This is a genomic window from Stappia sp. ICDLI1TA098, assembly GCF_054880955.1.
This window is the reverse complement of the sequence record NZ_JBTZBT010000001.1, coordinates 1,499,230-1,522,826: the sequence shown is the minus strand read 5'-3', so window position 1 is coordinate 1,522,826 and position 23,597 is coordinate 1,499,230. Positions and strand designations below refer to the sequence as shown.

At 64.3% G+C, this 23,597-nt stretch carries 25 protein-coding genes, 1 tRNA gene and 1 pseudogene; 21 read left to right on the top strand and 6 right to left on the bottom strand.

What is annotated here, in order from left to right; genetic code table 11:
• Positions 1 to 2 precede the first annotated feature (2 nt).
• The 5 genes from trbL to ACSLUQ_RS06835 are packed head-to-tail and all read left to right on the top strand — an operon-like array spanning position 3 to position 4,426.
• Entirely contained in the window at positions 3 to 1,388 is a 1,386-nt protein-coding gene (trbL, locus tag ACSLUQ_RS06855) for a P-type conjugative transfer protein TrbL (RefSeq protein ID WP_461808056.1), read from the top strand.
• On the top strand, positions 1,385 to 2,074 hold the full coding sequence (gene trbF / locus ACSLUQ_RS06850; protein WP_461808055.1) for a conjugal transfer protein TrbF: 690 nt from the start codon (positions 1,385 to 1,387) through the stop codon (positions 2,072 to 2,074). Before trbL ends, trbF begins: the two co-directional genes overlap by 4 nt.
• Positions 2,071 to 3,066: a P-type conjugative transfer protein TrbG gene (gene trbG, locus ACSLUQ_RS06845; RefSeq protein ID WP_461808054.1), complete on the top strand. Its 996-nt coding sequence runs from the start codon at positions 2,071 to 2,073 to the stop codon at positions 3,064 to 3,066. Before trbF ends, trbG begins: the two co-directional genes overlap by 4 nt.
• Entirely contained in the window at positions 3,063 to 4,190 is a 1,128-nt protein-coding gene (locus ACSLUQ_RS06840; RefSeq protein WP_461808053.1) for a TraB/TrbI/VirB10 family type IV secretion system protein, read from the top strand. The genes trbG and ACSLUQ_RS06840 overlap by 4 nt, the downstream gene beginning before the upstream one ends.
• Before the next feature lie 2 nt (positions 4,191 to 4,192).
• Positions 4,193 to 4,426, top strand: a complete 234-nt coding sequence (locus ACSLUQ_RS06835) for a DUF2274 domain-containing protein (RefSeq protein WP_461808052.1) — start codon at positions 4,193 to 4,195, stop codon at positions 4,424 to 4,426.
• 12 nt (positions 4,427 to 4,438) lie between these two features.
• Here ACSLUQ_RS06835 and ACSLUQ_RS06830 read toward each other — a convergent pair whose 3' ends face one another.
• Positions 4,439 to 5,872 (bottom strand): hypothetical protein, encoded by a 1,434-nt coding sequence (locus ACSLUQ_RS06830; RefSeq protein WP_461808051.1) that lies wholly within the window; start codon positions 5,870 to 5,872, stop codon positions 4,439 to 4,441.
• Positions 5,873 to 6,081: 209 nt separating this feature from the next.
• On the opposite strand from ACSLUQ_RS06830, the gene ACSLUQ_RS06825 reads away from it, so the two are divergent.
• The 4 genes and pseudogenes from ACSLUQ_RS06825 to ACSLUQ_RS06810 all read left to right on the top strand — a co-directional run.
• On the top strand, positions 6,082 to 6,402 hold the full coding sequence (locus ACSLUQ_RS06825) for a hypothetical protein (RefSeq protein ID WP_461808050.1): 321 nt from the start codon (positions 6,082 to 6,084) through the stop codon (positions 6,400 to 6,402).
• Positions 6,399 to 6,752 carry a toxin-antitoxin system TumE family protein gene (locus tag ACSLUQ_RS06820; RefSeq protein WP_461808049.1) on the top strand — a complete coding sequence of 118 codons (354 nt, stop codon included), beginning with the start codon at positions 6,399 to 6,401 and terminating at the stop codon, positions 6,750 to 6,752. Before ACSLUQ_RS06825 ends, ACSLUQ_RS06820 begins: the two co-directional genes overlap by 4 nt.
• Positions 6,749 to 7,138: an HVO_A0114 family putative DNA-binding protein gene (locus ACSLUQ_RS06815; RefSeq protein ID WP_461808048.1), complete on the top strand. Its 390-nt coding sequence runs from the start codon at positions 6,749 to 6,751 to the stop codon at positions 7,136 to 7,138. Before ACSLUQ_RS06820 ends, ACSLUQ_RS06815 begins: the two co-directional genes overlap by 4 nt.
• Positions 7,135 to 8,175, top strand: a pseudogene (locus tag ACSLUQ_RS06810) (recombinase family protein); the annotation flags it as partial. The gene ACSLUQ_RS06815 and the pseudogene ACSLUQ_RS06810, both read left to right, overlap by 4 nt.
• Positions 8,176 to 8,337: 162 nt before the next feature.
• On the opposite strand, the gene ACSLUQ_RS06805 reads toward ACSLUQ_RS06810, so the two are convergent.
• Both ACSLUQ_RS06805 and ACSLUQ_RS06800 read right to left on the bottom strand, forming a co-directional pair.
• Positions 8,338 to 8,610 (bottom strand): hypothetical protein, encoded by a 273-nt coding sequence (locus ACSLUQ_RS06805; protein ID WP_461808047.1) that lies wholly within the window; start codon positions 8,608 to 8,610, stop codon positions 8,338 to 8,340.
• A 141-nt stretch (positions 8,611 to 8,751) separates the two neighbouring features.
• Positions 8,752 to 8,841 (bottom strand) — tRNA-Ser (locus ACSLUQ_RS06800).
• Positions 8,842 to 9,252: 411 nt separating this feature from the next.
• On the opposite strand from ACSLUQ_RS06800, the gene ACSLUQ_RS06795 reads away from it, so the two are divergent.
• The 9 genes from ACSLUQ_RS06795 (at position 9,253) to ACSLUQ_RS06755 (ending at position 18,170) form a co-directional block, all read left to right on the top strand.
• A complete protein-coding gene (locus ACSLUQ_RS06795; protein ID WP_461808046.1) occupies positions 9,253 to 9,696 on the top strand; it encodes a hypothetical protein in 444 nt (147 codons plus the stop codon).
• 531 nt (positions 9,697 to 10,227) lie between these two features.
• Positions 10,228 to 11,256: a septal ring lytic transglycosylase RlpA family protein gene (locus tag ACSLUQ_RS06790; RefSeq protein WP_417773332.1), complete on the top strand. Its 1,029-nt coding sequence runs from the start codon at positions 10,228 to 10,230 to the stop codon at positions 11,254 to 11,256.
• A gap of 129 nt (positions 11,257 to 11,385) precedes the next feature.
• On the top strand, positions 11,386 to 12,549 hold the full coding sequence (locus ACSLUQ_RS06785) for a D-alanyl-D-alanine carboxypeptidase family protein (protein ID WP_461808045.1): 1,164 nt from the start codon (positions 11,386 to 11,388) through the stop codon (positions 12,547 to 12,549).
• A complete protein-coding gene (gene tmk, locus ACSLUQ_RS06780) occupies positions 12,539 to 13,309 on the top strand; it encodes a dTMP kinase (RefSeq protein WP_461808044.1) in 771 nt (256 codons plus the stop codon). Before ACSLUQ_RS06785 ends, tmk begins: the two co-directional genes overlap by 11 nt.
• Positions 13,306 to 14,379: a DNA polymerase III subunit delta' gene (locus tag ACSLUQ_RS06775; RefSeq protein WP_461808043.1), complete on the top strand. Its 1,074-nt coding sequence runs from the start codon at positions 13,306 to 13,308 to the stop codon at positions 14,377 to 14,379. Before tmk ends, ACSLUQ_RS06775 begins: the two co-directional genes overlap by 4 nt.
• A gap of 62 nt (positions 14,380 to 14,441) precedes the next feature.
• A complete protein-coding gene (gene metG, locus ACSLUQ_RS06770) occupies positions 14,442 to 16,007 on the top strand; it encodes a methionine--tRNA ligase (RefSeq protein WP_461808042.1) in 1,566 nt (521 codons plus the stop codon).
• Positions 16,007 to 16,795, top strand: coding sequence for a TatD family hydrolase (locus tag ACSLUQ_RS06765; RefSeq protein ID WP_461808041.1), 789 nt, complete (start codon positions 16,007 to 16,009; stop codon positions 16,793 to 16,795). Before metG ends, ACSLUQ_RS06765 begins: the two co-directional genes overlap by 1 nt.
• Positions 16,792 to 17,613 (top strand): MBL fold metallo-hydrolase, encoded by an 822-nt coding sequence (locus tag ACSLUQ_RS06760; RefSeq protein WP_461808040.1) that lies wholly within the window; start codon positions 16,792 to 16,794, stop codon positions 17,611 to 17,613. Before ACSLUQ_RS06765 ends, ACSLUQ_RS06760 begins: the two co-directional genes overlap by 4 nt.
• A 2-nt stretch (positions 17,614 to 17,615) precedes the next feature.
• The gene (locus ACSLUQ_RS06755; protein ID WP_417773325.1) at positions 17,616 to 18,170 is read left to right on the top strand and encodes a regulatory protein RecX; all 555 of its coding nucleotides are present in this window, start codon (positions 17,616 to 17,618) and stop codon (positions 18,168 to 18,170) included.
• A 35-nt stretch (positions 18,171 to 18,205) separates the two neighbouring features.
• On the opposite strand, the gene ACSLUQ_RS06750 is transcribed toward ACSLUQ_RS06755, so the two are convergent.
• Positions 18,206 to 18,514, bottom strand: a complete 309-nt coding sequence (locus tag ACSLUQ_RS06750; RefSeq protein WP_461808039.1) for a Dabb family protein — start codon at positions 18,512 to 18,514, stop codon at positions 18,206 to 18,208.
• Between the two features lie 211 nt (positions 18,515 to 18,725).
• Here ACSLUQ_RS06750 and ACSLUQ_RS06745 point away from each other — a divergent pair, with 211 nt between their 5' ends.
• The 3 genes from ACSLUQ_RS06745 to ACSLUQ_RS06735 all read left to right on the top strand — a co-directional run bounded on the left by ACSLUQ_RS06745 (position 18,726) and on the right by ACSLUQ_RS06735 (position 21,745).
• Positions 18,726 to 19,622, top strand: a complete 897-nt coding sequence (locus ACSLUQ_RS06745; RefSeq protein WP_461808038.1) for a hypothetical protein — start codon at positions 18,726 to 18,728, stop codon at positions 19,620 to 19,622.
• Positions 19,623 to 20,345: 723 nt separating this feature from the next.
• Positions 20,346 to 20,849, top strand: a complete 504-nt coding sequence (locus ACSLUQ_RS06740) for a helix-turn-helix domain-containing protein (protein ID WP_461808037.1) — start codon at positions 20,346 to 20,348, stop codon at positions 20,847 to 20,849.
• 197 nt (positions 20,850 to 21,046) lie between these two features.
• Positions 21,047 to 21,745 carry an alpha/beta fold hydrolase gene (locus tag ACSLUQ_RS06735; protein ID WP_461808036.1) on the top strand — a complete coding sequence of 233 codons (699 nt, stop codon included), beginning with the start codon at positions 21,047 to 21,049 and terminating at the stop codon, positions 21,743 to 21,745.
• A gap of 6 nt (positions 21,746 to 21,751) precedes the next feature.
• Here the strand turns inward: ACSLUQ_RS06735 and ACSLUQ_RS06730 are convergent, their stop codons facing one another.
• Together ACSLUQ_RS06730 and ACSLUQ_RS06725 are read right to left on the bottom strand one after the other, a co-directional pair.
• Entirely contained in the window at positions 21,752 to 22,204 is a 453-nt protein-coding gene (locus tag ACSLUQ_RS06730; protein ID WP_461808035.1) for a GNAT family N-acetyltransferase, read from the bottom strand.
• A gap of 274 nt (positions 22,205 to 22,478) precedes the next feature.
• Positions 22,479 to 23,546: a BMP family ABC transporter substrate-binding protein gene (locus tag ACSLUQ_RS06725; RefSeq protein WP_461808034.1), complete on the bottom strand. Its 1,068-nt coding sequence runs from the start codon at positions 23,544 to 23,546 to the stop codon at positions 22,479 to 22,481.
• Between the last annotated feature and the right edge of the window lie 51 nt (positions 23,547 to 23,597).

Sequence of the window (23,597 nt, the reverse complement as noted above, 5' to 3'; positions counted from 1 at the left end):
CCATGGGCAACACGGGCGTCATCGACAATTTCCTCGGCGTATTCACGTCCTACATCGACAGCGGTTTCGGTCTGCTCGGCGGCGAGGTCGCCTTCATCGCCACGACGCTGATCGTCATTGACGTGACGCTCGCCGCGCTCTTTTGGGCATGGGGCGCGGATGACGACATTATCGCGCGGCTGGTGAAGAAGACGCTGTTCGTCGGCGTCTTCGCCTACATCATCGGCAATTGGAACAACCTCGCCCGCATCGTCTTTGAGAGCTTCGCCGGCCTCGGCCTCATGGCGTCGGGCACCGGCTTTTCCGTCACCGATCTGATGCGTCCGGGCCGCGTCGCGCAGACCGGCCTAGACGCCGGCCGCCCGCTGCTCGACTCCATTTCCGACCTGATGGGCTGGATCGCCTTCTTCGAGAACTTCATCCAGATCGCTTGCCTGCTGTTCGCATGGGCGCTGGTGGTGCTGGCCTTCTTCATCCTCGCCATCCAGCTATTCGTCACCCTGATCGAGTTCAAATTGGTGACGCTCGCCGGCTTCGTGCTGATTCCCTTCGGCTTGTTCGGCAAGACCGCGTTCATGGCCGAAAAGGTTCTCGGCAACGTGGTGTCGTCCGGCATCAAAGTGTTGGTTCTGGCCGTCATCATCGGCATCGGCAGCACCTTGTTTTCGCAATTCAGGGCCGGCTTCGGCGGGGCAACCCCGACCATCGACGACGCTATGGCGATTGTGCTCGCCGCGCTGTCGCTGCTCGGCCTCGGCATCTTCGGCCCCGGCATCGCCAACGGCATCGTCTCGGGCGGCCCGCAGCTTGGCGCGGGCGCAGCCGTGGGCACCGGCCTCGCTGCCGGCGGCATGGTGCTTGCGGGCGGTGCGGCGGCTGGCGGTGGGGCCATGCTTGCCGCGAAGGGCGGCGCTGCTGCCCTGTCCGGTGGAGCCGCGGCCGTTCGGGGAGGCGCGACCGCCGCGGGCGCGGCGACCGCTGCCTATAGCGTCGGCTCGCTCGGCCAGTCTGGGGCAGCAGGCGTTGCCTCTGGCCTCGGCGGTGTCGCCCGAGCGGCAGGTTCGGCCGCCATCTCGCCGCTCAAACGCGCAGCTTCCAGCGCAACATCCCGAGCAACCGAAAGCGTCAAATCCAGCTTCTCCGCTGGCGCTAAGGCAGGGTTCGGCGCGTCGGGGGGCAGTTCCACCATGGGCACGGTCGGCGGCGCGAGCGCCGATCCCGCCGCCGCGCCATCCAGCCCGGCCGGCAGCCCGCCCGCATGGGCGCAGCAGATGCGGCGTTCGCAGGCCATGAACCACGGCACCACCATGACCGCCCATGCCGTCCGCTCCGGCGACAGCCACGGCTCCGGTTCCTCCGTCAACCTTTCCGAAAGTGACCGCTCATGAGCATCTTCAAACGACCAACAACCCACTACGGCAAATCGCCGGAACCCGAGACGCCCTATCAAAAGGCCGCGCAGGCTTGGGACGAGCGCATCGGCTCGGCCCGCGTTCAGGCGAAGAACTGGCGCATCATGGCGTTCGGCTCGCTGATCCTTTCGGCCGGCTGCGCCTCGGCGCTGGTCTGGCAGTCCGCACGCGGGACCGTGGTGCCTTGGGTGGTGCAAGTGGACAATCTCGGTCAGGCGCAGACCGTCGCGCCTGCCAACGCCGACTATCGGCCGACCGATCCGCAGATTGCTTTCCATCTCGGCCGGTTCATCGAGCAAGTGCGCGCGATCCCGGCCGACGCGATCATTGTCCGTCAGAACTGGCTTCGCGCCTATGAGTGGACCACAGATCGCGGCGCGGCGGCGCTCAACGACTACGCCCGCGCCAATGATCCTTTTGCCAAGGTCGGCCGCCAGCAAGTCGCCGTCGAGGTGTCGAGCGTCATCCGGGCGTCCCCCAACAGCTTCCGCGTCGCGTGGACCGAACGCCATTTCGAGAACGGCCAGCTTTCCAGCACGGAACGATGGACGGCCATCCTCACCATCGTCATCCAGCCGCCGCGCGACGCCGAGCGCCTGCGCGCCAACCCGTTGGGAATCTACGTCAATGCGATTTCATGGTCGCGGGAGATGAGCCAATGAGGACGATCCCCCGCACCCCGACAATTGCGGCCGTGCTGCTTTCGGCGACCATGCTCGCAAGCTGCGCCACCAACCGGACGCCGCAATTCAGCTACGATGCCAGCGTGCCGCCGCTGCCTACCGTGCAGGCGGCGGCAACCGACAACACGCCCCGGCCGTTGCATGTGCCCCCGGCATGGACCGTGGCGCGGGGCGGCACGGCTGCCGGCACGCCGACCGGCCGCGTCGAGAACGCCAACGCAGCCGCTCGCGTCGAGCCGCGCCGGGAAGGCTACTACAACGCCATCCAGATTTATCCGTGGTCGGAAGGCGCGCTCTATCAGGTCTATGCCGCAGTCGGGCAGATCACGACGATCGCGCTGGAGCCGGGCGAGAGCCTGACAGGCGCGGGGCCGATTGCGGCGGGCGACACCGCCCGCTGGATCATCGGCGACACAGAGAGCGGCAGCGGTGCAAATCGCCGTGTCCATATCCTTGTGAAGCCGACGCGGCCGGACATGTCCACCAACCTTGTCGTCACCACCGACCGGCGCACCTACATGATCGAGCTGCGCGCGCGGGAATCGCTCTACATGCCGGCCGTAGCATGGGCCTATCCGGCGCAACCGGCGGGCCAGCGCCAGACCGTCCCGACTGCGCCGATTATCCCGGCCGAGGCCGCGCGGAACTACCGCTACGGCCTGACAGGCGATAGCCCGCCGTGGCGGCCAGCTTCCGTCTTCGATGATGGACGCCGCGTCTATGTCGTCTTCCCGGCCGGGATCGTGCAGGGCGAGATGCCGCCGATTTTCGTGCTCGGCACGAACGGTGAACCGCAGATCGTCAACAGCCGAGTCCACCAGAACGTCTTGATCGTGGACCGCCTGTTCGGCGCGGCCGAGCTGCGCCTTGGCAGCGGCAATCGCCAGCAGGTCGTCAGGATCGTCCGCACCAACCCCACGCAGGCCGCAGCAGAACCAGCCAGCACGACCACGGGAGGATTGTCCTCATGAGCGATACCGATACCGCAGCCCCCATGCGCTTGCGCGCCGAAACGCCCAGCGTCACCCGTCTTTCCCGCAGGATGCTGGCTGGCGTCGGCGCGGTTGCGCTTCTCGGCATCGGCGGCGCGCTGATCTATGCGCTCCAGACCCGCGACGGGGGACCGGGAGGCGACGAACTCTATTCGACCGAGAACCGGCCCACGGCGGACGGCTTGTCCGGCCTGCCGCGCGACTATACCGGCCCTGTCTTGGGGCCGGCGCTGCCGGGCGACCTCGGCCGTCCGATCCTCGACGCGCAGAACAGGGGACAGCCGGTCGCGCCGCCCGTCATGACGACGCCCGCCGTCGATCCCGAAGAAGAACGCCGCCGCGCCGAGGAAGAAGCCGCACGCTTGAGCAACGTGTTTTTCCAGTCCGGCCCACGCACGGGAGCGCCGGCAGGAACGTCCATGCCCGGCCTTGCAGGACTCGGCCTCGGTGGACAGCCCGCGACGCAGGATCGGCACACGGCTTTCCTCAATGGACCCGTGGACCGGCAGACGGTTTCGACGAATCGCGTCACACCGCCGGCATCACCCTACATCCTTCAGGCCGGGGCCGTGATCCCGGCCGCGCTCATCACCGGCATCCGCTCGGACCTACCGGGCCAGATCACGGCGCAAGTGACTGAGAACGTCTATGACAGCCCAACCGGCAGCCTGCTCCTGATCCCGCAGGGCACGCGCATCATCGGCCAATACGATGACGGCGTGACCTTCGGCCAGCGCCGCGTCCTGCTTGTCTGGAATCGCCTGATCCTGCCGGGCGGCCGTTCCATCGTCCTTGAGCGCCTGCCGGGCGCGGACGCCAGCGGTTACGCCGGCCTTGAGGATGGCGTCGATTATCATTGGTGGGATCTGATGAAGGCGGCCGGATTGTCCACGCTGCTCGCGGTCGGGACGGAGCTGGCGACCAGCGACGAGGACCGGCTTATCCGGGCCATCCGCGACGGTGCGCAGGATACCGTCAATCAGGCGGGCCAGCAGATCGTGCAGCGCCAGTTGCAGGTCGCGCCGACGCTCACCATTCGGCCCGGCTTCCCGGTCAGGATCATCGTCACCCGCGACCTTGTATTCGAGCCGGCAAGAGGTTGACCATGACCAAGCTGAAACTCGGCCCGCTGCCCGACGACAAGCCGGTAAAAGTGACGGTGGAGCTGCCCGCGCCGCTTCACCGCGATCTGGTCGCCTATGCCGAGGTGCTGGCCCGCGAGAGCGGCCAGCCCGTCGCCGATCCCGTCAGGCTGATCGTGCCGATGCTGGAGCGGTTCATCGCCACGGATCGCGGTTTCGCCAAGGCACGGCGTCAGACAAACTTAAAACCTGTTTAAGACGAGCGCTTATCAGTTCCACCGAATGTAATCGGCTGACAGTCGCTTGAAATCCGTGCTGGTCGCGCAGGTAGGATTCGTCTCAATATTATCGACGAGATAGGTCATGCACTCCATCAGCCGTTGGTTTATTACATTGGCGCGAGCAGCTTCCAGGGCTTGCTTGGCTTGCGTGCGGCATATCGAGCGACCCAACTGCCCGGAAACCTCGTAGTGCGTGAACGCAGCCATAACATGCGGTGCGAACTTGTCACCGACGAGGTTTAGGATGGCATCATAGTAACGCTTTCCACCCGGTGAAACGCCATTGTTGTAAGACACACCCCTGCCGATCCGGCAAAGTAGCACCGTCTTGAAAAGGCGTTCGGCAAGATTGTCGAATATCGAGTTTTGATCCGGGACGTAGGACCAAAGGTTGGCGGCAACCGGAGCCTCATGATGAAAATTATCCCAACCGTTATGCTTATCCAGTAGCTCCGTAATCAGCGTATCGACTATAACGAGGCGTTCAGACGGGGAGCGATATGCATTTCCAGAAACTAGAGCAAAGAATTGCTCCCCGAGCGAATATTTATCCTTGTAAAGATTGGTATTGTATCCTTCCAGCACGATCCCAAGCCGGTAGCGTGGTTCATCCGCACAGGTATTCCATAGCGCAGGCGCAAGGACCGCGATATTTTTTCGCACTCCCGGGTCAGTATCCGGGGCGACGTAGATTCCGAAAACAGTCCTCAGCAGACTTCCGCATAGGTGGCTTGGCAGTTCTGTGAAGCGGCGTTCAATGGTCTGTTTCGTCGCTGGGTCGAGCGGAGCAGTATGGCCTTTGAGGTTTGCAATAAATGCCTGAACTTGAAGCGCCGCTTCGGTTGGCCGGTCGTTTAGAACGTCCTGCACACAGGTCTGTAACCAACCTAGTAGCTCGAAGGCGTTGATATTGTAGTTGGTTGGATGGGATATTCCGATATCGTTCCGCATATCTAGGATATGCTTGAGTTTCTTGTATGTTGTGTCGGATATAAGCTCAAGTTTTCGGCATGTATCAAGTAGAATGGCATCCTTGAGGGCCGGAAGATCATCTTCAGTCTTGTAGAATTCGCGCGTTTTATTTCCACCAACAGCGGCATCGAAGAAAATATCGAGTCCATAAAGGGACGCCTTCTTCCGAAGATCGATCACAACCTCGTTCCAGATCGCATTGAGGGCATAGTCGAACAGGCCAGAACCAGCCCCGATCACAAACTTTGATAGATATCGCGCGTCGCGCTTGACCTCCGCCGGTAACGACTGAAGGTATCCGGGAAGGTTGCTTGCGATGATCGAGCGCTCGGCCGGGTCCGCCATGATGTTCTCATGGGGAAGCCCCACATCGCGCAGGAAGTCCACTAGACGCTGGGCCTGTGGATCGACAAGGCTATTTGCAGTGGTGGTCGTAATGTTGCTATTCATTAACAGGGCCTAAATCACATGACTGCGTTGCTATGAATCGCTGCCACAATATCCGCTAGAACAACACAAGGCGAGACACCAATCGTCAGGGGTGCCGCCAGCGCATAGGCGCAAATGCGGCACGCTACAGCCCGCCGACTGCCCTCCATGGTTCGCTTAATTCCGGGGCCTTGAGCGCCCCGGAATCCACCAGAACCAAGGAGGATTCAATGTGCGCAGAGCGCCACCGCGCCCGCAAAGGGCGACCGCGACAGCCGGTCCCGGAAACGCTGCCCGAAGACCTTTACGACTATGCGGACGAACCCACGCCGGACGGTCGGGAGCGCCGCAGGTCGCCGCTTCGCATTGTCGATGTTGAGTCGTTGCCTGTCATAGACGACTGGCCCGAGAAAGTGCCGATCACTGAGGAAGAACTGCAAATCTTCGAGCGGTATTTCGGCGACGTGCTCGACCGCCTGTTCGGCCCCATCGACGATCCCGACAATCAGGACTTGTCGCAGTTAACACCAGATGGTAACAGTAGGTCGTGAGCGAGGATCGTGACCCGGGCCTCGACACGCTTCTGGACCTCGACGGACAGGTGCTCGTTGTCGATCCCGAGGGCGGCCATTGGGTGAAGTTCGTTGTCACCCGCGTTCCGGCATCGCCGGAGAAACCGCACGGCCTCGATTACTCGCTCACGCTTCACGGGCCTTCGGGCGAACGACTGGTCGGCTTCGACAACGCCCATCCAGTCGACCGAGGCAGGCGCGGCGAGCCGATGGACCATCGGCATCGCCTCCAGACCGTGAAGCCCTACGCCTACGAGGATGCGGCCACGCTGCTGGCCGACTTCTGGCAGGTGGTCGATGCGGTGTTGAAGGAGCGAGGCGTAACATGACCACATTGAAAGTCGGGATTGCCGACTACGAGGAAATGAAGGCTCGCACCATGCGGATCGCCAAGGGCGAGGAAAAGCCGGCGGCGGACGATCCGAAGGTGTGGTTCACTTCTATGGAATCCTTCGCGCAAATCCTGTCCAGCGGGAATCGCGAGTTGCTGCGTGTCATCGACGAGCAGTCGCCCGGCTCTCTGGAGGAACTGTCGCGGATCACCGGGCGGTCGAAGCCCAGCCTGTCCCGAACCCTCAAGACGATGGTGAACTACGGCCTTGTCCGCATGGACCCCGGCGAGGGCCAGAAGGTCGTTCCCAAGGTGCTGCATGATCGCGTGGCGCTGGAGCTGCCGCTGATTGAGCGCCGGGCCGCGAAAGGAAGCGCGCTATGAATATGCAAAGTCCCCATGTCGCGCTACGCGCCGCGCTCTACCTGCGCGTTTCGACTGCACGGCAGGCCGAGCATGACGTGTCGATCCCCGACCAGCGCAAGCAGGGCGAGGCTTATTGCGCCTCGCGCGGCTACCAGCTTGTCGAAACCTTCGTGGAAGCCGGCGCTTCGGCCACCAATGACCGCCGCCCCGAGTTTCAACGGATGATCGAGGCCGGCACGTCCAAGCCCGCGCCCTTCGATGTGGTTGTGGTCCATTCGTTTAGCCGCTTCTTCCGCGATCACTTCGAGCTGGAGTTCAACGTCAGGAAACTCGCCAAGAACGGCGTTAAGCTGCTCTCTATCACGCAGGAGATGGGCGACGATCCGATGCACGTCATGATGCGGCAGATCATGGCGCTGTTCGACGAATATCAGTCCAAGGAGAACGGCAAGCACGTCATTCGGGCGTTGAAGGAGAACGCCCGGCAAGGCTTCTGGAACGGCTCGCTGCCGCCCATCGGCTACCGTGTCGTGGATGCCGAGCAACGCGGCGCGAAGATGAAGAAGAAGCTGGAGATCGACCCGCTCCATGCCGACACCGTGCGGCTGATCTTCCGTCTTGCATCGGAAGGCGACGGCACGTCCGGCCCCATGGGCATCAAGAACATCGTCAACCACCTGAACAAGCACCGCATGTTTACCCGCAACGGCGGGCGTTGGGGCATCGGCCAGCTTCACCGTGTCCTGACCCGACGCACCTATATCGGCGAGCATCGTTTCAACCGCCGCTCCAATAAGGGAGTAGTGAAGCCCGAGGATGAAATCGTCACCGTCGCAGTGCCGCCGCTGATCGACCTTGAGATATTCGAGGCCGTTCAGAACCGCTTGAAGGTCAACAACCCGAAGGTGACGCCGCCGCGTGTCGTCAGCGGCCCGAACCTGCTGACCGGCATCTGCCATTGCGGCAATTGCGGAGGCGCAATGACGCTGCGCACCGGCAAGAACGGCCGGTATCGCTACTATGCCTGCTCGATACGGGCACGGCAGGGCGAAACTGGCTGCAAGGGCCGTGCGATCCCGATGGATAAGCTCGACCGCATGGTGGTGACGCATATCGAGGAAAGGCTACTCGACCCCGAGCGGATCGAAGACGTTCTCGCCTCGCTTCTGGATCGCCGGCAGGAAGGCGTCGAGCGGCGCAGCCAGCATATCGCCGAGTTAAACCATCGTGCGGCCGAGGCCGACAACCGCCTCAAGCGCCTCTACGACGCCATTGAAGCCGGTTCGCTCGACCCGGCCGAGTCCTCCCTTGGCGAGCGCATTGCGGGCCTCACGGCGCTTCGGGATCAGGCGCGGGCCGATGCCACGCGGATCGAAGCCATGCTCGCAAGCTCGACCCACCAGCGCCTCACCGGGGCAGCCGTGCGGGAGCTGGCGAGCGAAGCACGCACCCGACTGCGGCTTGGAAAGGGCGGCTATCGGCGGGAACACGTCCGGGCCTTCGCCCAACACGTTGAGGTCGCAGACGACGCGATCTACATCAAAGGAAACAAAAACGTCCTGTTGAGGACGCTGGTAGCTACCAAGGGAGGGAAAACGGCGGGAATCGGCGTTCCCGGTTTTATACCGAAGTGGCGGAGGGGGTGGGATTCGAACCCACGGTACGGTTGCCCGCACGGCGGTTTTCAAGACCGCTGCCTTAAACCACTCGGCCACCCCTCCGTTGGGCTTCGTTTCGCGCCGCTGCGGATGAATGTCAAGACCGGAGCCTTCGCATCGGGCACGTCGTTGCGGGCGGTGCGGGGAGGGGAAAAGAAAAACCGCCGATCCGGAAGGTCGAGGCAGGGACCGGATCGGCGGTTGCGCCGTCTGGCGGCGTTGGGCGCGGGGGCACGCGCCACGGGTTTGAAACTAGGCCGTGCACTGGCCCGGCGATGTGACACGCGTCACACAACCGCCGATGACGGAAAAATCTCAATTCGCTCAACGATCCGCCCCGCGCCCTGACGACCGCGCCGAAGGTTGGCTGATCCGCGCGCACCGCCGGCCCGTAGGAAGGACTTGAGGGGGCGAGCGCCGTTGCTTCGCGTCGTTCGGCGTGAAGGTCCCGGCCGCAGTCCGTAGGAGGTGAAGATGACGCCATATGCTGGAAAGACAGTCCGTGACGGCCGTGCGCGCACGGCTGCAGCGATTGCGGTGCTGGCCGCTGCGCTGCTGGTCGGGGCAGGGGGCGGCATCGCGCCGGCCCAGGCGCGCGCGCAGCTTTCGGAACGCGAGATCCTGAAAACGGTCGCCGGCAAGCGCATCTATCTGAAGACCCCGCTCGGCGGCGAGTTCCCGCTCTATTACCGGGCCGACGGACGCGTCGACGGCTCCGGCGATGCGGTCGGGCTCGGCCGCTTCATGCAGCCCAAGGACGAGGGGCGCTGGTGGGTGAAGGGCAACCGTCTCTGCCAGAAGTGGCAGACCTGGTACGACGGCAAGCGATTCTGCTTCACGCTGTCGAAAGGCGAGGGGGCTTCGCTCTACTGGATGCGCGACGATGGTCTCGAGGGGCGCGCGCGCATCGGTCGATGAGGGCGTCGCGGCCCGCAGACCCTGCGGGCTGCGTGAAAAGTGCGACCTCCTTGCGACACCTGCGAAAAATCGGGCATGGAGTGGGGACAAGTTGCCATATTTAAACCGTTTGCCGTCGACCCTTCGTTCACCTTGAGGTAAGAGACGCCGTGTTACTTGTGTTGCGATGCGCCATTGGGGGGCGGCATCGCAGGAAACATGAGTCCGACCGGTACGCTGCGGCGCGAGGCGGAAGAATCAATGGGCGAGGGTCTCGCCAGGTTTTCCGTGGTCGCGCTTTCCCGTCCGAATGGATGTGGCAGGCGATCCGAAGAAGCAGGTGCACTCGCGCCGGTTTTCGGGGTCCCCAGGCAGTTTGCCGGTTCAAGTATCGAGTAGGGCGGCATCATGACGATCTGCAAGGCCCCGGCGACCCAGCGCCGGAACTTGACGAACGACCCCACGACCGATCGGGCCCCGGAGTTTTCCGGCCTCGGATCGCTCTCTCATTCTTCATCCCCGGAGACGCGTGGAAGTTCCGCCCGGCGCCTGATGACGGCTGCCGCGCTTTCCACGTTGTGCATCGCGCTCGCGGCGTGCGGCAGCGCGCCGGGCAAGAAGGTGAAGTTCTCGGAAGAGAAATACGGCGTCGCGGCGAGCCCGCGCATGGTCAAGGACGGCAAGCCCGTGCCCAAGGGCGGCGGCCGCTACATGGTCGGCAAGCCCTACAAGGTCGCCGGCAAGTGGTACAAGCCGAAGGAAGACCCCAATTACACGTCGGTCGGTTATGCGTCCTGGTACGGGCCGACCTTCCACGGCCGAAAGACAGCCAATGGCGAGATCTTCGACCGCAATGCGCTGACGGCGGCGCACACGACGATGCCGCTTCCTTCCTATGCGCGGGTCACCAACGTGAAGAACGGCCGCTCGATGATCGTGCGTGTCAACGATCGCGGCCCCTTCCACGGCAATCGCACCATCGACCTGTCCGAGCGCGTGGCAACCATGCTCGATTTCAAGGGCAAGGGCGTCGCCAAGGTCAAGGTCGAGTATGTCGGCCGGGCGCGTCTCGACGGCAAGGATCAGGATTTCCTGATGGCCTCCTACAGCGGACCGGGTGCCGTGTCGCCGGGCGCGACCATGCCGGGCACCCAGCTGGCGCAGGCAACGCCTCCCGCACCGGTCTCCGCCGGCCCCGCGCCGGTTCCGCGCACGCGCCCCTATCAGGCGCTGCTTGCCTCCAGCCAGGATTTCGGCCGTACGGTCACCGCCGCCTTCGATCCGGCCGATGCCTTCGACGCCGGTCCGGCCGCGGTTCAGGTCGCCTCGCTCAACGGCGGCTTCTCGGCACCGGTCGAGCAGACGGCGGACGAGGTTCCCGCGCTTGGCTACAAGTCCGAGCCGGCGGTTCGTTATCAGCCGACGGGACGTTTGGCTCCGGTCGGCAATCCCGCGGGTGCTTTCCGGCCCGGTTCGGCGGTCTCCTCCTACATGGCCGCCTCGCGCATCGCCGGGGCCTATGCCGCCTTCGAGAACATCGGTGGCGGCCGTCCGCTCGGCGACATGGCCAAAACGCGGTAGGCGCGACCAGACGAAGCCGTTATGTTCGACGTCCCGGCCCGATGGTCCGGGACGTCTTTTTTTGCGATGGGACTTTTCATGCGATCGCGATGGTTTGACGCGAAATGCGCGCGCCCCCGAGCGAGGCGGATGCTGTTCGCGGCAGCCGCATGCCTCGCGCTTCTCGGCGCTCCGGCGTTCGCCCAGGGCACGCAAGGCAAGGGAGCGGACGATGATGCGACGGCATCGCTGCTCCTCGACCTGAGCACGGGCACGCTCCTTTCCAGCACCAATGCGACGGTGAGCTATGCGCCGGGCTCCACGGCGAAGCTCGTCACCGCCGCCGTCGCCTTCGATGCGCTGAAGGACGGCGACATCGATCTTGCGACCAAATTCAAGGTGAGCGAGCACGCCTGGCGTACGGGTGGCGCGCCGGCCCGTGTCACGACGATGTTCGCCGCACTCAACAGTGAGGTGTCGGTCGAGGATCTGCTCAAGGGGCTGATCGTGCAAAGCGCCAATGACGCCGCCATCGTGCTGGCGGAAGGGCTGGCCGGCAGCGAGGAGGCCTTCGCCGCGCGCATGAACGCCTTTGCCGAGCGCATCGGCATGACCCAAAGCCACTTCAGCGGGCCGACCGGCCACATCGACGCTTCGGCGCACACGACGGCCCGCGACATGGCGCGTCTTGCGTCCTATCTTCTCGAGCGCCACCCGGACCGCCTGCCGCTCTTTTCGCTGCCCGACTTCACGTGGAACGGAATTTTCCAGCGCAACAAGAACCCGCTGATCGGCGCCATCGCCGATCTCGACGGCTTCATCGCCGGCCAGAGCGCGCGCGCCGGATACAATGCCGTCGGCACCATGGAGCGCAAGGGCCGACGGCTGGTCGGCATCGTCGCGGGCCAGCGCGAGCCGGATGCACTGGAAAAGGCGCTGGCCGATCTCTTCGACAGTCTCGAGCGGGACTATGAGGAAGTGGTTCTCTACGGCGCAGACGAGGTCATCGCCGAGGCCCGCGTCTTTGGCGGCACGCTGTCCTCGACCGCGCTTGAAAGCCGCGAGCCGGTCCAGCTCCTGCTGCCGCGCGGCGACAAGCGCGACTACCGGCTGCGCGTGGTCTATTCCGGCCCGTTGCAGGCCCCCGTGGCCAAGGGCCAGGAGGTCGGTGAACTGCGGGTCCTGCGCGATGGCACGATCGTCTACCGCGCCGGCCTGCACGCGCGCGATGCGGTGCCGGCCGGTACGGTGACCAGCCGCGCGACCGACGTGCTTCGCGAAACCCTGTTCGGATGGTGGCTCGATGGCGGATAGAAACGCAAGGCAGCAGGGTTACCCGCTCGGGCCGACGAGCGCCCACGAGACGCAAGGCTTGCCCGCGCGCGGCCGCTTTGTCACCTTCGAAGGCGGCGAGGGGGCTGGCAAGACGACGCAGATCACCCGCCTGAAGGCGCGCCTCCAGGCGCTCGGCATCGAGGCGGTCGTCACCCGCGAGCCCGGCGGCTCGCCATCGGCGGAGCTCATTCGCCGCCTGCTGCTGTCAGGCAAGGTCAAGCCGCTGGGAGCACAGATGGAGGCGGTGATGTTTGCCGCCGCCCGGGCCGACCATGTCGACACGACCATTCACCCGGCGCTGCAACGCGGCGACTGGGTGCTGTGCGACAGGTTTTCCGACTCCACCCGCGTCTACCAGGGCGAGGCCGGCGTCGATCCCGCCTTTCTCGACCGGCTGGAGCGCATCGCCGTCGCCGGCCACCGGCCCGATCTGACCGTGCTCGTCGACGTGCCGGCCGAGATCGGCCTCGCGCGGGTGTCGTCGCGCAGCCAGGGCGCGGGCGCGCAGACGCCGGACCGTTTCGAAACCGAGGCGGTGACGACCCACGAGCGCCGCCGGGCGCTGTTCCTGGAACTCGCCGAGGCCAACCCCGACCGCTTTGTCGTCGTCGACGGCGCGTTGCCGCCCGATGCGGTGGAAGCCGCCGTCTGGCAGGCGGTCTGCGCCCGCTTGCTTGGGGACGACCCACGCGTCGCCGCCGCGGCGGTGGTCGCGGCAAGCGGCGGTGACGCGCGATGAGCGATGCCTACGATCCGCTCGTCACCGAGGCAGACGCCATCGAGGGCGTGCCGCTGCCACGCGCGCAGGGGCGGCTGATCGGCCATGCCCGCGCCGAGCGCGAACTGCTTGAGGCCTACCGCTCCGGGCGGATGCACCACGCCTGGATCCTTGCCGGGCCCAAGGGCATCGGCAAGGCGACGCTCGCCTTCCGCTTCGCGCGGTTCGCGCTCGTTCATCCCGACGCTTCGGCGCCGGCCGTGAGGGAGGCCACGAGCCTTGAGGTGCCTGAGACAAGCCCTGAGTTTCGCAAGATCGCATCCGGCGCGCACCCCGGCCTCTTGCACCTCAAGCGCCCCTATGATCCCAAGCGCAAGTCGAAGGACAAGATCAAGCAGGACCTGACCGTCGACGAGATCCGCCGCACGGTGCCCTTCTTCGGATCGACCGGCAGCGAAGGCTCGTGGCGCATCTGTATCGTCGACGCCGCCGACGACATGAACGCCAATGCCGCCAACGCTCTTTTGAAGATCCTCGAGGAGCCGCCGCGCAACTCGCTTTTCTTCGTCATCGCCCATTCCCCGGGCCGCCTGCTGCCGACGATCCGTTCGCGCTGCCGCACGCTGCCGGTTCACGAGATGAGCGAGGCCGAGGTTGTCGAGGGGCTTGGCGCGCTTGGCGTCGCCGAGCCGGGATCGCGGCTTTCGCTGCGTGCGGCGGAGCTGGCACAGGGCAGCCTGCGCAAGGCGATCAGGCTTGCCGAGGGCGAGGCGATCGACATCGCCGACGGATTTTCCGCGTTGGTCGCGCGCCTGCCGCGTCTCGAGGTGGACGCCGCTCACACGTTCGCCGAAACGGTCGCGCGACCGGGCGCGGAGGACGGCTGGCAGCTTTTCCAGGACCTCGTCGCCGATCATCTCCATACGGGGCTGCGCGGCGGGGAGGGCGTGCCCCTTCAGCGCCTTGTCAGGCTGAGCGAGGTATGGGAAAAGACGAGCCGCGCCGCGCGCGAGGCAGAAGCCTTCAATCTCGACCGGAAGCAGGTTGTGCTGAACGCCCTTCGTGATCTTGCGGAGGCGGCACGGGACTGAAGCCCGACGCGTCCGAACCCGTCTCCGATCCCACCCCTTATGAGCGGAACCGCTTGCAGGCCATGACCGAACGCCCTTCCTTCTTCGTCTCGACCGCGATTTCCTACCCCAATGGCGTGCCCCACATCGGCCACGCCTATGAGGCAATCGCGACCGATGCCATCGCCCGCTTCCAGAGGCTGGACGGTCGCGACGTGTTCTTCCTGACGGGCACGGACGAGCACGGCCAGAAGATGCTGCAGACCGCGCGCAAGGAAGGCATTCCCGTCGCCGATCTGGCCGAGCGCAATGCCGCCCGGTTCCGCGCCATGGTCGAGATGCTGGGCTGCTCCAATGACGATTTCATCCGCACCAGCGAGCCGCGCCACCATGCCGCGTGTCAGGAGATCTGGCGTCGGATGGAAGCCAACGGCGACATCTACAAGGACAGCTATTCCGGCTGGTACTCGGTGCGCGACGAGGCCTACTACCAGGAAGGCGAGACGGAGCTGCGCGCCGATGGCGTGCGCTACGGACCTCAGGGGTCTCCGGTCGAGTGGGTCGAGGAGGAGAGCTATTTCTTCCGCCTGTCGCAGTATCAGGACAAGCTGCTTGCCCATTACGAGGCGAACCCGGACTTCATCGGCCCGGACGAGCGCCGCAACGAGGTGGCCAGCTTCGTCAGGGGCGGGCTCAAGGACCTGTCGGTTTCGCGCACCACGTTCGATTGGGGCGTGCGCGTTCCCGGCGACGACCGGCACGTCATGTATGTGTGGGTCGACGCGCTCACAAACTATCTGACGGCAACCGGCTTTCCGGACGCGAGCGCCGAGCGGGCGCATTACTGGCCGGCCAACCTGCATGTGATCGGCAAGGACATCGTGCGCTTCCACGCGGTCTACTGGCCCGCTTTCCTGATGTCGGCCGGACTGCCGGTGCCGGGGCGCGTCTATGCCCACGGCTTCCTGTTCAACCGCGGCGAGAAGATGTCGAAGTCGGTTGGCAACGTCATCGACCCCTTCGCCCTCGTTGATCATTACGGCCTTGATTCCGTGCGGTATTTCTTCCTGCGCGAGGTTCCCTTCGGCCAGGATGGAAACTACAGCCACGACGCCATCGTCAACCGTATCAATGCCGATCTCGCCAATGATCTTGGAAACCTGGCGCAGCGCTCGCTGTCGATGATCGGCAAGAACTGCGAGGGCAGGCTGCCCGAGCCCGGCGCCTTCTCGGCCGAGGACGAGGCGATGCTCGCCCAGGCGGATGCGATGCTGGAGGCTGCCCGCCAGGCCATGTCGCGCCAGGCCATCCATCAGATGCTGGCAACCGTGTGGGCCTGCGTTGCCGAGGCCAACCGCTACTTCGCCGCCCAGGAGCCATGGGCACTGAAGAAGACGGACCCGCAGCGCATGTGCACGGTGCTCTATGTGACGGCCGAGGTGATCCGCCAGGTGGCGATCCTCGCCCAGCCGGTGATCCCCACCAGCGCGGCGCGCCTGCTCGATCTTCTGGCGCTTGACGCCGCCGCGCGTGGCTTCGACAGCCTCGGCGCGGATGCGCGGCTCTCGCCCGGCACCATCCTGCCGAAGCCGGAGGGCGTCTTCCCGCGCTATGTCGAGGCGGAGAAGGCCGAGACGGGAGAGGCGTGATGCTCGTCGACAGCCATTGTCATCTTGATTTTCCGGATTTCGACGCGGAGCGCGACGAGATCGTGGCGCGCGCCGGGGCCGCCGGCGTCGGGCTGATGGTGACCATTTCGACGCGGGTCCGCCGCTTCGACCAGATCCGCGCCATCGCCGAACGCTACGACAACGTGTTCTGTTCCGTCGGCACCCATCCGCACAACGCGGGCGAGGAAACGGACGTGACCACGCAGGAGCTCGTCCGGCTGGCACAACATGAAAAGGTCGTTGCCATCGGCGAGGCCGGGCTCGACTATTTCTATGACAAGGCCCCGCGCGAAGCGCAGGCCGAGGGGCTTCGCCGGCACATCGCGGCTGCGCGCGAGACCGGTCTCCCCCTGGTGATCCATTCGCGCGACGCTGACGAGGACATGACCCGGATCCTGACCGAGGAGACAGGGAAGGGGGCGTTTCCGGCCCTGCTGCACTGCTTTTCCTCCGGTCGCGAGCTGGCGCTGACGGGCATCGAACTCGGGCTTTACGTGTCCTTCTCGGGCATCGTGACCTTCAAGCGTTCGGACGAGCTCAGGGCCATCGCCGCCGAGCTTCCCGCCGACCGGCTGCTGGTGGAGACCGACGCGCCCTATCTCGCGCCGCAGCCGTGGCGCGGCAAGCGCAACGAGCCGGCCTATGTCGCTCACACCAACAAGGTGTTGGCGGAGGCGCGCGGCGTCAGCGAAGACGAGATGGCGCGCCAGACGACGGAGAATTTCTTCCGCCTGTTCTCCAAGGTGCCGCGGCAGGCCACTGCATGACGGAGACGGGCGAGCTTGAGTTCACCATCCTGGGCTGCGGATCGTCGGCGGGCGTGCCTCGCGTCGGCGGCCTCTGGGGCGATTGCGATCCGGCCGAGCCGAGGAACCGCCGGCGGCGCTGCGCCATGCTGGTGCGTCGTCACGGGCCCGGCGGCACCACGACCGTTCTGGTCGACGCCGGACCTGACCTGCGCGAGCAGCTCCTGTCCGCCGGCGTGACCGATATCGACGCGCTGCTGCTGACCCATCCCCATGCCGACCACCTGCATGGGATCGACGACGTCAGGCCGCTTGCGATCACCCATCGCCGGCTGATCCCCGTGTTCATGGATGTGCCGACGTCGAAGCGCGCGCACGAGCTGTTCGACTACGGGTTCCGCACGCCGCCGGGCTCCAGCTATCCGCCGATCCTCAAGGAACTGCGTATCCGTGACGGAAAGGCCGGGACGGTCGACGGGGCGGGGGGGCCTATCCCCTTCCTGCCGATCGAGGTCAATCACGGCGATATCGACGCGCTCGGCTTCCGCTTTGGCGACGTCGCCTATCTTCCGGACGTAAAAGACATTCCCGAAACGGCGCTGGAACATTTCGCCGGGCTCGACATGTGGGTCCTCGATGCCCTACGCCGCACGCCGCACCCCAGCCACTTCTCGCTGTCTGAATCGCTCGAGTGGATCGCCCGGATGAAGCCGAAGCGGGCGATTGTCACCAACATGCACATCGACCTCGACTACCGGACGCTCGAGAAGGAGTTGCCGGAGCCGGTGGTGCCGGCCTTCGACGGCATGGTCTTCACCAGCCGGCTGCCGGCGGGCTGACCATGCGCAAGGCGAAACCGCCGAGCGAGGAGCGGTTGACCCGACAGGCGTTGCACTATCTCGACCGCTACGGCTCGAGCGTCGAGAACCTCCGCCGGGTCCTGACGCGCAAGCTGCGCCGCGCCACCGACGAGCTGGACCTCGATCCGGCTGACTATTCCGAGATGATCGACAAGGTCGTCGAGCGCTGCCGCACCGCCGGCCTGGTCAACGACACCGCCTTTGCCGAGGCGAAGATCGCCTCCGAAAGGCGCCGTGGCCGTTCGGCCCGGCGGATCGGCATGACGCTTCAGGCGAAGGGGATAGACCCGGATCTCGCGCAGGCCATGCTCAACGATGAGGACGCCGCCACCGAACTGCGCGCGGCGATGACGGCGGCGCGCAAGCGCCGGTTCGGCCCCTGGCGAAAGGGCGATGTCGATCCCGACATCCTGCGCCGCGAGATCGCCGTGCTCGCCCGCCAGGGGTTCCAGATCCGCCTCATCCGGCGCATCGTCGAGGCCGATGGCGTCGAGAGCCTCGAAGCCTGGCTTGAAGAGACAATTTCCGAACAATAATTCGAAATTTCGTGCGCGAAATTGTCCAGATTGTCCTAATCGGCGGGCGTTCCGGCCTCCGAAAGGAAGTCGGCGGCGATGCGCATGTCGCGCAGCGGGCGCACCACGTCGATGGACTGGCGATAGAGCGGATGCGCCTTGTAGGCGGCAAGCTGTTCCTCGTCGCGGAACTCGCCATAGACGATGAAATCGGGACCTCGCGGACTGATCGGATCCGTGTCGAAGTTGCGACCGATCTCGAAGAACGCGCAGTGCGGAATGCCGTTCAGGAGACTGAGTCCCTGAAAGACGGCCTCCCGGTCCTCGGGACGCCGCGCGGTGAAGAAGACGATGTGGCGGATCACGGAGCGAAACCTGGTTGGGGGACAGGAGAGGGCGGATGAAAGGGGAGCCACCCTTTGACGATTGAGCCGAACAATAAGAGAATTGCGATATATTTCAAGTTGTTATATCAAAGAGAACGCCAAATCGGGCCCCGCGCCTGGCGCGTTGCGCCTTGTCTGCTCTCCCGGCTGCGGCTAGGTTTGGCGGCTTGTTCGGTTGTTGGGGGGCAACATGAATTTCTTCACCCGCATTGTTGCGCACGGCGCGATTTGCGCCGGGGTTCTGGCGGTTTTCGCGCCGCCGGTCATCGCCGCCACGGCGGATCCCGTTGTCGACAGCGAGCGCAAGGAGCTTTCCGGGTTTTGCGACGAGATGAAATTCCTCGACGGCTTTGCCCGCGAGGTTGACGCCAATGGCGACGGGCTTGCGGATATCGCGGTCGACTACAGCCAGCTCTCGTGCAACGGCACGCAGATGATGTTCTGCGGATCGGGCGGCTGCACGCAGAGGATATATGTTCAGCGCGCTGGCGGGGATTTCATCCGCGTAGCCGAGTTTCTTGCCTACAAATTCGAGTTCGACCGCCCGCAAGACGCCAGCTTCCTGGCCGTTATGCACGGCGGGGCCTGTAATCGTGCCGGAGCCCAAACCTGCGTGAAACGCTATGCGATTGCCGGGAACAGGGTCGCCGAGCTTGTGCCACTGCCGGTCGGCCGCTGGGTCTACCGAGCGGCGCCGGAGCCGGCAGTCTTGCTCGACAACGGCAAAGGCAGCACGCTCCGGATCGCCTGCGACGGTGCTTCCTTGCGCTTGCATTACGTGCCGCACTGGTTGCGCGAGGCCGACGGAACGGTGAGCCGCGAGGTCGCGGACCGGCAGAAGGACAAGGGCGCAATCGCTGCCCAGATCGATGCGGGCGGCCGCGAAACGGAGATCCGTTTCCGCATCGATGAGACCGCAAGGGAACTTGTTTCCGAGCTTGTGCCCGTTGACGGCGATCTCGTGGCCGACATGAAGCGTGGCCGTGCCATCGTCTTTCACCATGGCGACTCGCTCGAGCACGAGATGTCCTACACGCTCAAGGGCTCGTCGAAGGCGCTCGGCCAGCTCCAAAAGTCCTGTCGGTAGTGCCTTGAGACGGCTGGGGAAACGCGACATTCCGCTCGCAGGCGCTCTGGTGCTGACCCTGGCTCTTGCCGGGCTTTGCGGATTTGCGTTCCACGAGCGCTACTGGAAATGGCGCTTGTGCTTTCAACGCCGAAGGCCGCTGCTACGACCCTGTCGAGGGCGTCATGCTCGAACAGGCCGGACCGATCTGGGGTGGACTGGCGGTCGCTTTTCTCGTGCTCGCAGTTGGGCTCGCTGTCGCGCTTTCAAGGCGCAAGCAGCCCTGAGCGCCGCCGACAAACCACGCCGGAAACACACCGCATCCGGCCATATCGTTGTTTCCGCATATCTATTTTTATTCCATAATATATCTTATGCGAATTAGATATGTGGCAGCCATACCCCCGTGAGATCCCCGTGCACGGGTGGTTGAGAACAAGCGATTGGATGACATTCTGTCGGTTGTGACCGAGAGTACCTTCGCCACCTGCACGGCCCCTCCTCTCGTGCCGGATTCCGGATGGCAGCGCGAGCAACGGCTGTCAGAAGCTGGTCGTAAGCCAGGTCGGAGATCTGACTTCGCGAACGATCAAGGAGGAGGAAGGCGCGGGCCAGAGTTGAGGCGTCCGAAAGTCTACAACAACACGGAATGCAGGTGAGTGCCTGCTCAGAAAAATGGATTATGTTTGACAAAATGCATAACCTAACTCATGGTGATGGTGATCGCTCATCAAAGGAGTCGTTATGCACATCACCGCTGCCCAATGCCGTGCCGCCCGTAGCCTGCTGAATTGGACCCAGGATCAGCTTGCAACAAATGCTGTGGTGTCCCGCGCCACCATTGCAGATTTTGAATCAAGTACACGACAGCCAATGAAGAACAACCTCCGCTCTATTGAAGATTGCATTTTTGCATCTGGTGTCGAATTCATCCCAGAAGAGAATGAAAAGGGCGTTGGTGTCCGATTTCGCGAACGGAAGCTTGAATATGTCAGCAACGTTCGGATTGATCGGCTCAACGGAATTGCGACGATACGGATGCGTTACTCGGGCGAAGATTTTCAATGCGCTATCGAACTTGACGCCGTAGATGATCAATATCGAGCGAACTTTGAGACCGACGACGATTTTTCGAAGGCCATCAGTGATATTTTTCACATCATCCTGACGGCGGCTGAGCGCTATGCGCCGACGCATATTTCGAACGGTACGTTGCGCATTACCTACGACATGCTGGACGGCAACTGATGCCAAGCAGAACAAGCGGCTATTTGCTAGGCAAATGGGAATAGCTGCGCTTCATTCGTTGTCCGATTGTTCGCGGTTCTGGTCTCAACTCCTTGAAGCAGAAAACCTTGTGATATGAATGTGTTGTGACATCATCCCGCTTTTCCCTCTTTGCAGAAACGCGCCTGTCCTCTAGGGATGACGCCATGGCAAGCGGCATGAGAATTGTCATTCTGCCCGGCCTCGACGGCACGGGCCTTTTGCTGAGGCCCTTCGTAGGCGCGCTGAAGGCGCTGAACTACGACGTCGACATCATCGCCTATCCGCCCGATGAGATGCTCGGATACGAGGCCCTGCTCGGCCATGTGCGGCAGCGCTTGCCATCGCAGGACTTTCTGCTCGTCGGGGAATCCTTCTCCGGGCCGCTGGCAATCCGTCTGGCGCGCGAAGGCCATCCCTTTCTCCGGGCCGTCGTTCTCGGCGCCTCCTTCGCGCGACTGGATCTGCCGTTCAAGACTGTCGTCGCGACGCTGGTCGACCTCGTTCCCGCCCGCGCGGTGCCGCTTGCCCTTTTGAACGCGCTGTTGCTGAACGGACGGGCAAGCGACGCCGAGCGGGTTCTGCTGGGAGAGGTCCTGCGTTCGGTCGATCCGAAGGTGCTGGCGCTGCGGGCGAAGGAGGCCTTGCGGGTCGACGCTGCGACCGGCGACCGCCGGCTGGCACAGCCCCTGCTCTATCTGCGTGCGTCGCGCGACAGGCTGATGCGGGCTTCCGCCGCGAAAGCCGTTGCCGCCATTTCCAGCGACTTCACGCTGCGCGACATCCCCGCCCCGCACTTCCTGTTCCAGACCCGTCCGCTTGACTGCGCCGCGGCGCTCGCCGATTTCGACGCCTCGCGGCATCGCGCCGCCGGCTGAGTGGTTTCAGTCGGCGGCGCGATGCATGCGGAGGTTTTCCAGCGGCAGGCCGTTGTCGTCCCGCGGCCGGCGTCCGGTCTCGCGGAAGCCGAGGCGCCTGTAGAAGGCGCAGGCGCCGGTGTTGAGCGCATAGACCTCGAGCGTCAGTTCCTTGCGCAACTGGAGCCCGTGTGCCATGAGCGCCCGGCCGATGCCCTGCCCCTGGCGGTGCGGATCGACGAACAGGCCGCCGACAAAGGTGCCAAGCAGCCCGAGGAAACCTACGGGTGCGCCGTCGATGCAGGCGACAAAGGTCTCGGCCTCGGGCAGATAGACCTCCTCGATCAGCTTGCGCTGTTCGCCGAGCAGGTCCTCGCCGAGAAACGGATGCGCGGCGAGTGAGGCCCGGTACCAGATGTCGGACAGAACGGCATTATCCGCGGCGGTGTAGGCGCGGATCTCAAGTGGTGTCGATGTCATGTGAAAATCCGGAATTCAAATCGAATGCGTGAAGGCAGCGTTCTCAGAAACGCTCCCTGGCTTGCCCCCCAGGGTTCTCGACTTGGCTTCAGCGCATGGATCTCCTTCGGGCCGTTCGTCCCGGCAACAGATAGTCGGGAGCCCGGCGCGCTGTCAATCACACAGGCGACACCCCTGCCCCAACCCCTTGATATGGCAACGAAAAGGCCGCGCCGGCGAGTGCGCCGACGCGGCCTGTCAGTCGTTCAGGCGCAAGGATGCGCGAGGGACCGGATCACTCCGGCAGCTTGTCGTCGATGCCCTTGACGTACCAGTTCATGCCGAGCAGCGCGCCGTCATCAAGCAAGATGCCCTCACCCACGGCTTCCTCGCCGTTCTGCTTGTAGATCGGGCCGGTGAACGGGTGCAGCTTGCCGGTGCGGATCTGCTCTTCCGTATCGCTCGCCATATTGACGAGATCATCCGACATGTTGGTGAAGGGAGCGATGCCGACCATCTTGGCATCAAGGCCGCCCCAGATGTCCTCGCTCTTCCAGGTGCCGTCGAGAACGGCCTGGACGCGACGGGTGTAATAGGCGCTCCAGTCGTCGACAATGGCGGTGAGCTGCGCCTTCGGCGCGAACTTGATCATGTCGGAAGCCTGGCCGAAGCCGATGGCGCCACGCTCCTCGGCGACCTGCAGCGGAGCCGGGCTGTCGGTGTGCTGGGCCAGCACGTCCGCGCCCTGATCAAGCAGGGCCTTGGCGGCCTCGGCTTCCTTGCCCGGATCGTACCAGGAGTTCACCCACACGATCTTGACCTTGAAGTCCGGGTTCACGGACTGGGCGCCGAGCATGAAGGAATTGATGCCGCGCACCACCTCGGGGATCGGCACGGAGGCGATGTAGCCGGCGGTGCCGGTCTTGGACATCTTCGCCGCGATCTGGCCGATGATATAGCGGCCCTCGTAGAAGCGGGCCGAATAGGTCGAGACATTGTCGGCGCGCTTGTAGCCGGTCGCGTGCTCGAACTTCACGTTCGGGAACTTCTTCGCCACCTTGAGCGTCGGGTTCATGAAACCGAACGAGGTGGTGAAGATGAGGCCGGCACCCTCGCGGGCGAGACGCTCGATGGCGCGCTCCGCGTCCGGGCCCTCGGAGACGTTTTCGATGTAGACCGTTTCGATCTTGTCGCCGAATTCCTTCTCGATGGCGAGGCGGCCCTGGTTGTGCTGGTAGGACCAGCCGTGATCGCCGATCGGCCCCACGTAGATGAAGCCGACCTTGAGCTTGTCGGCCGCCTGGGCACTGACGATGCCAAGGCCGAGCAAGGCCGCGGCTGCGACGCTGAGCAGTTTTTTCATATCTGTCTCCTGGTTCCCCTGTTAAGTCCGACTGCCGAAATAAGCGGGCGA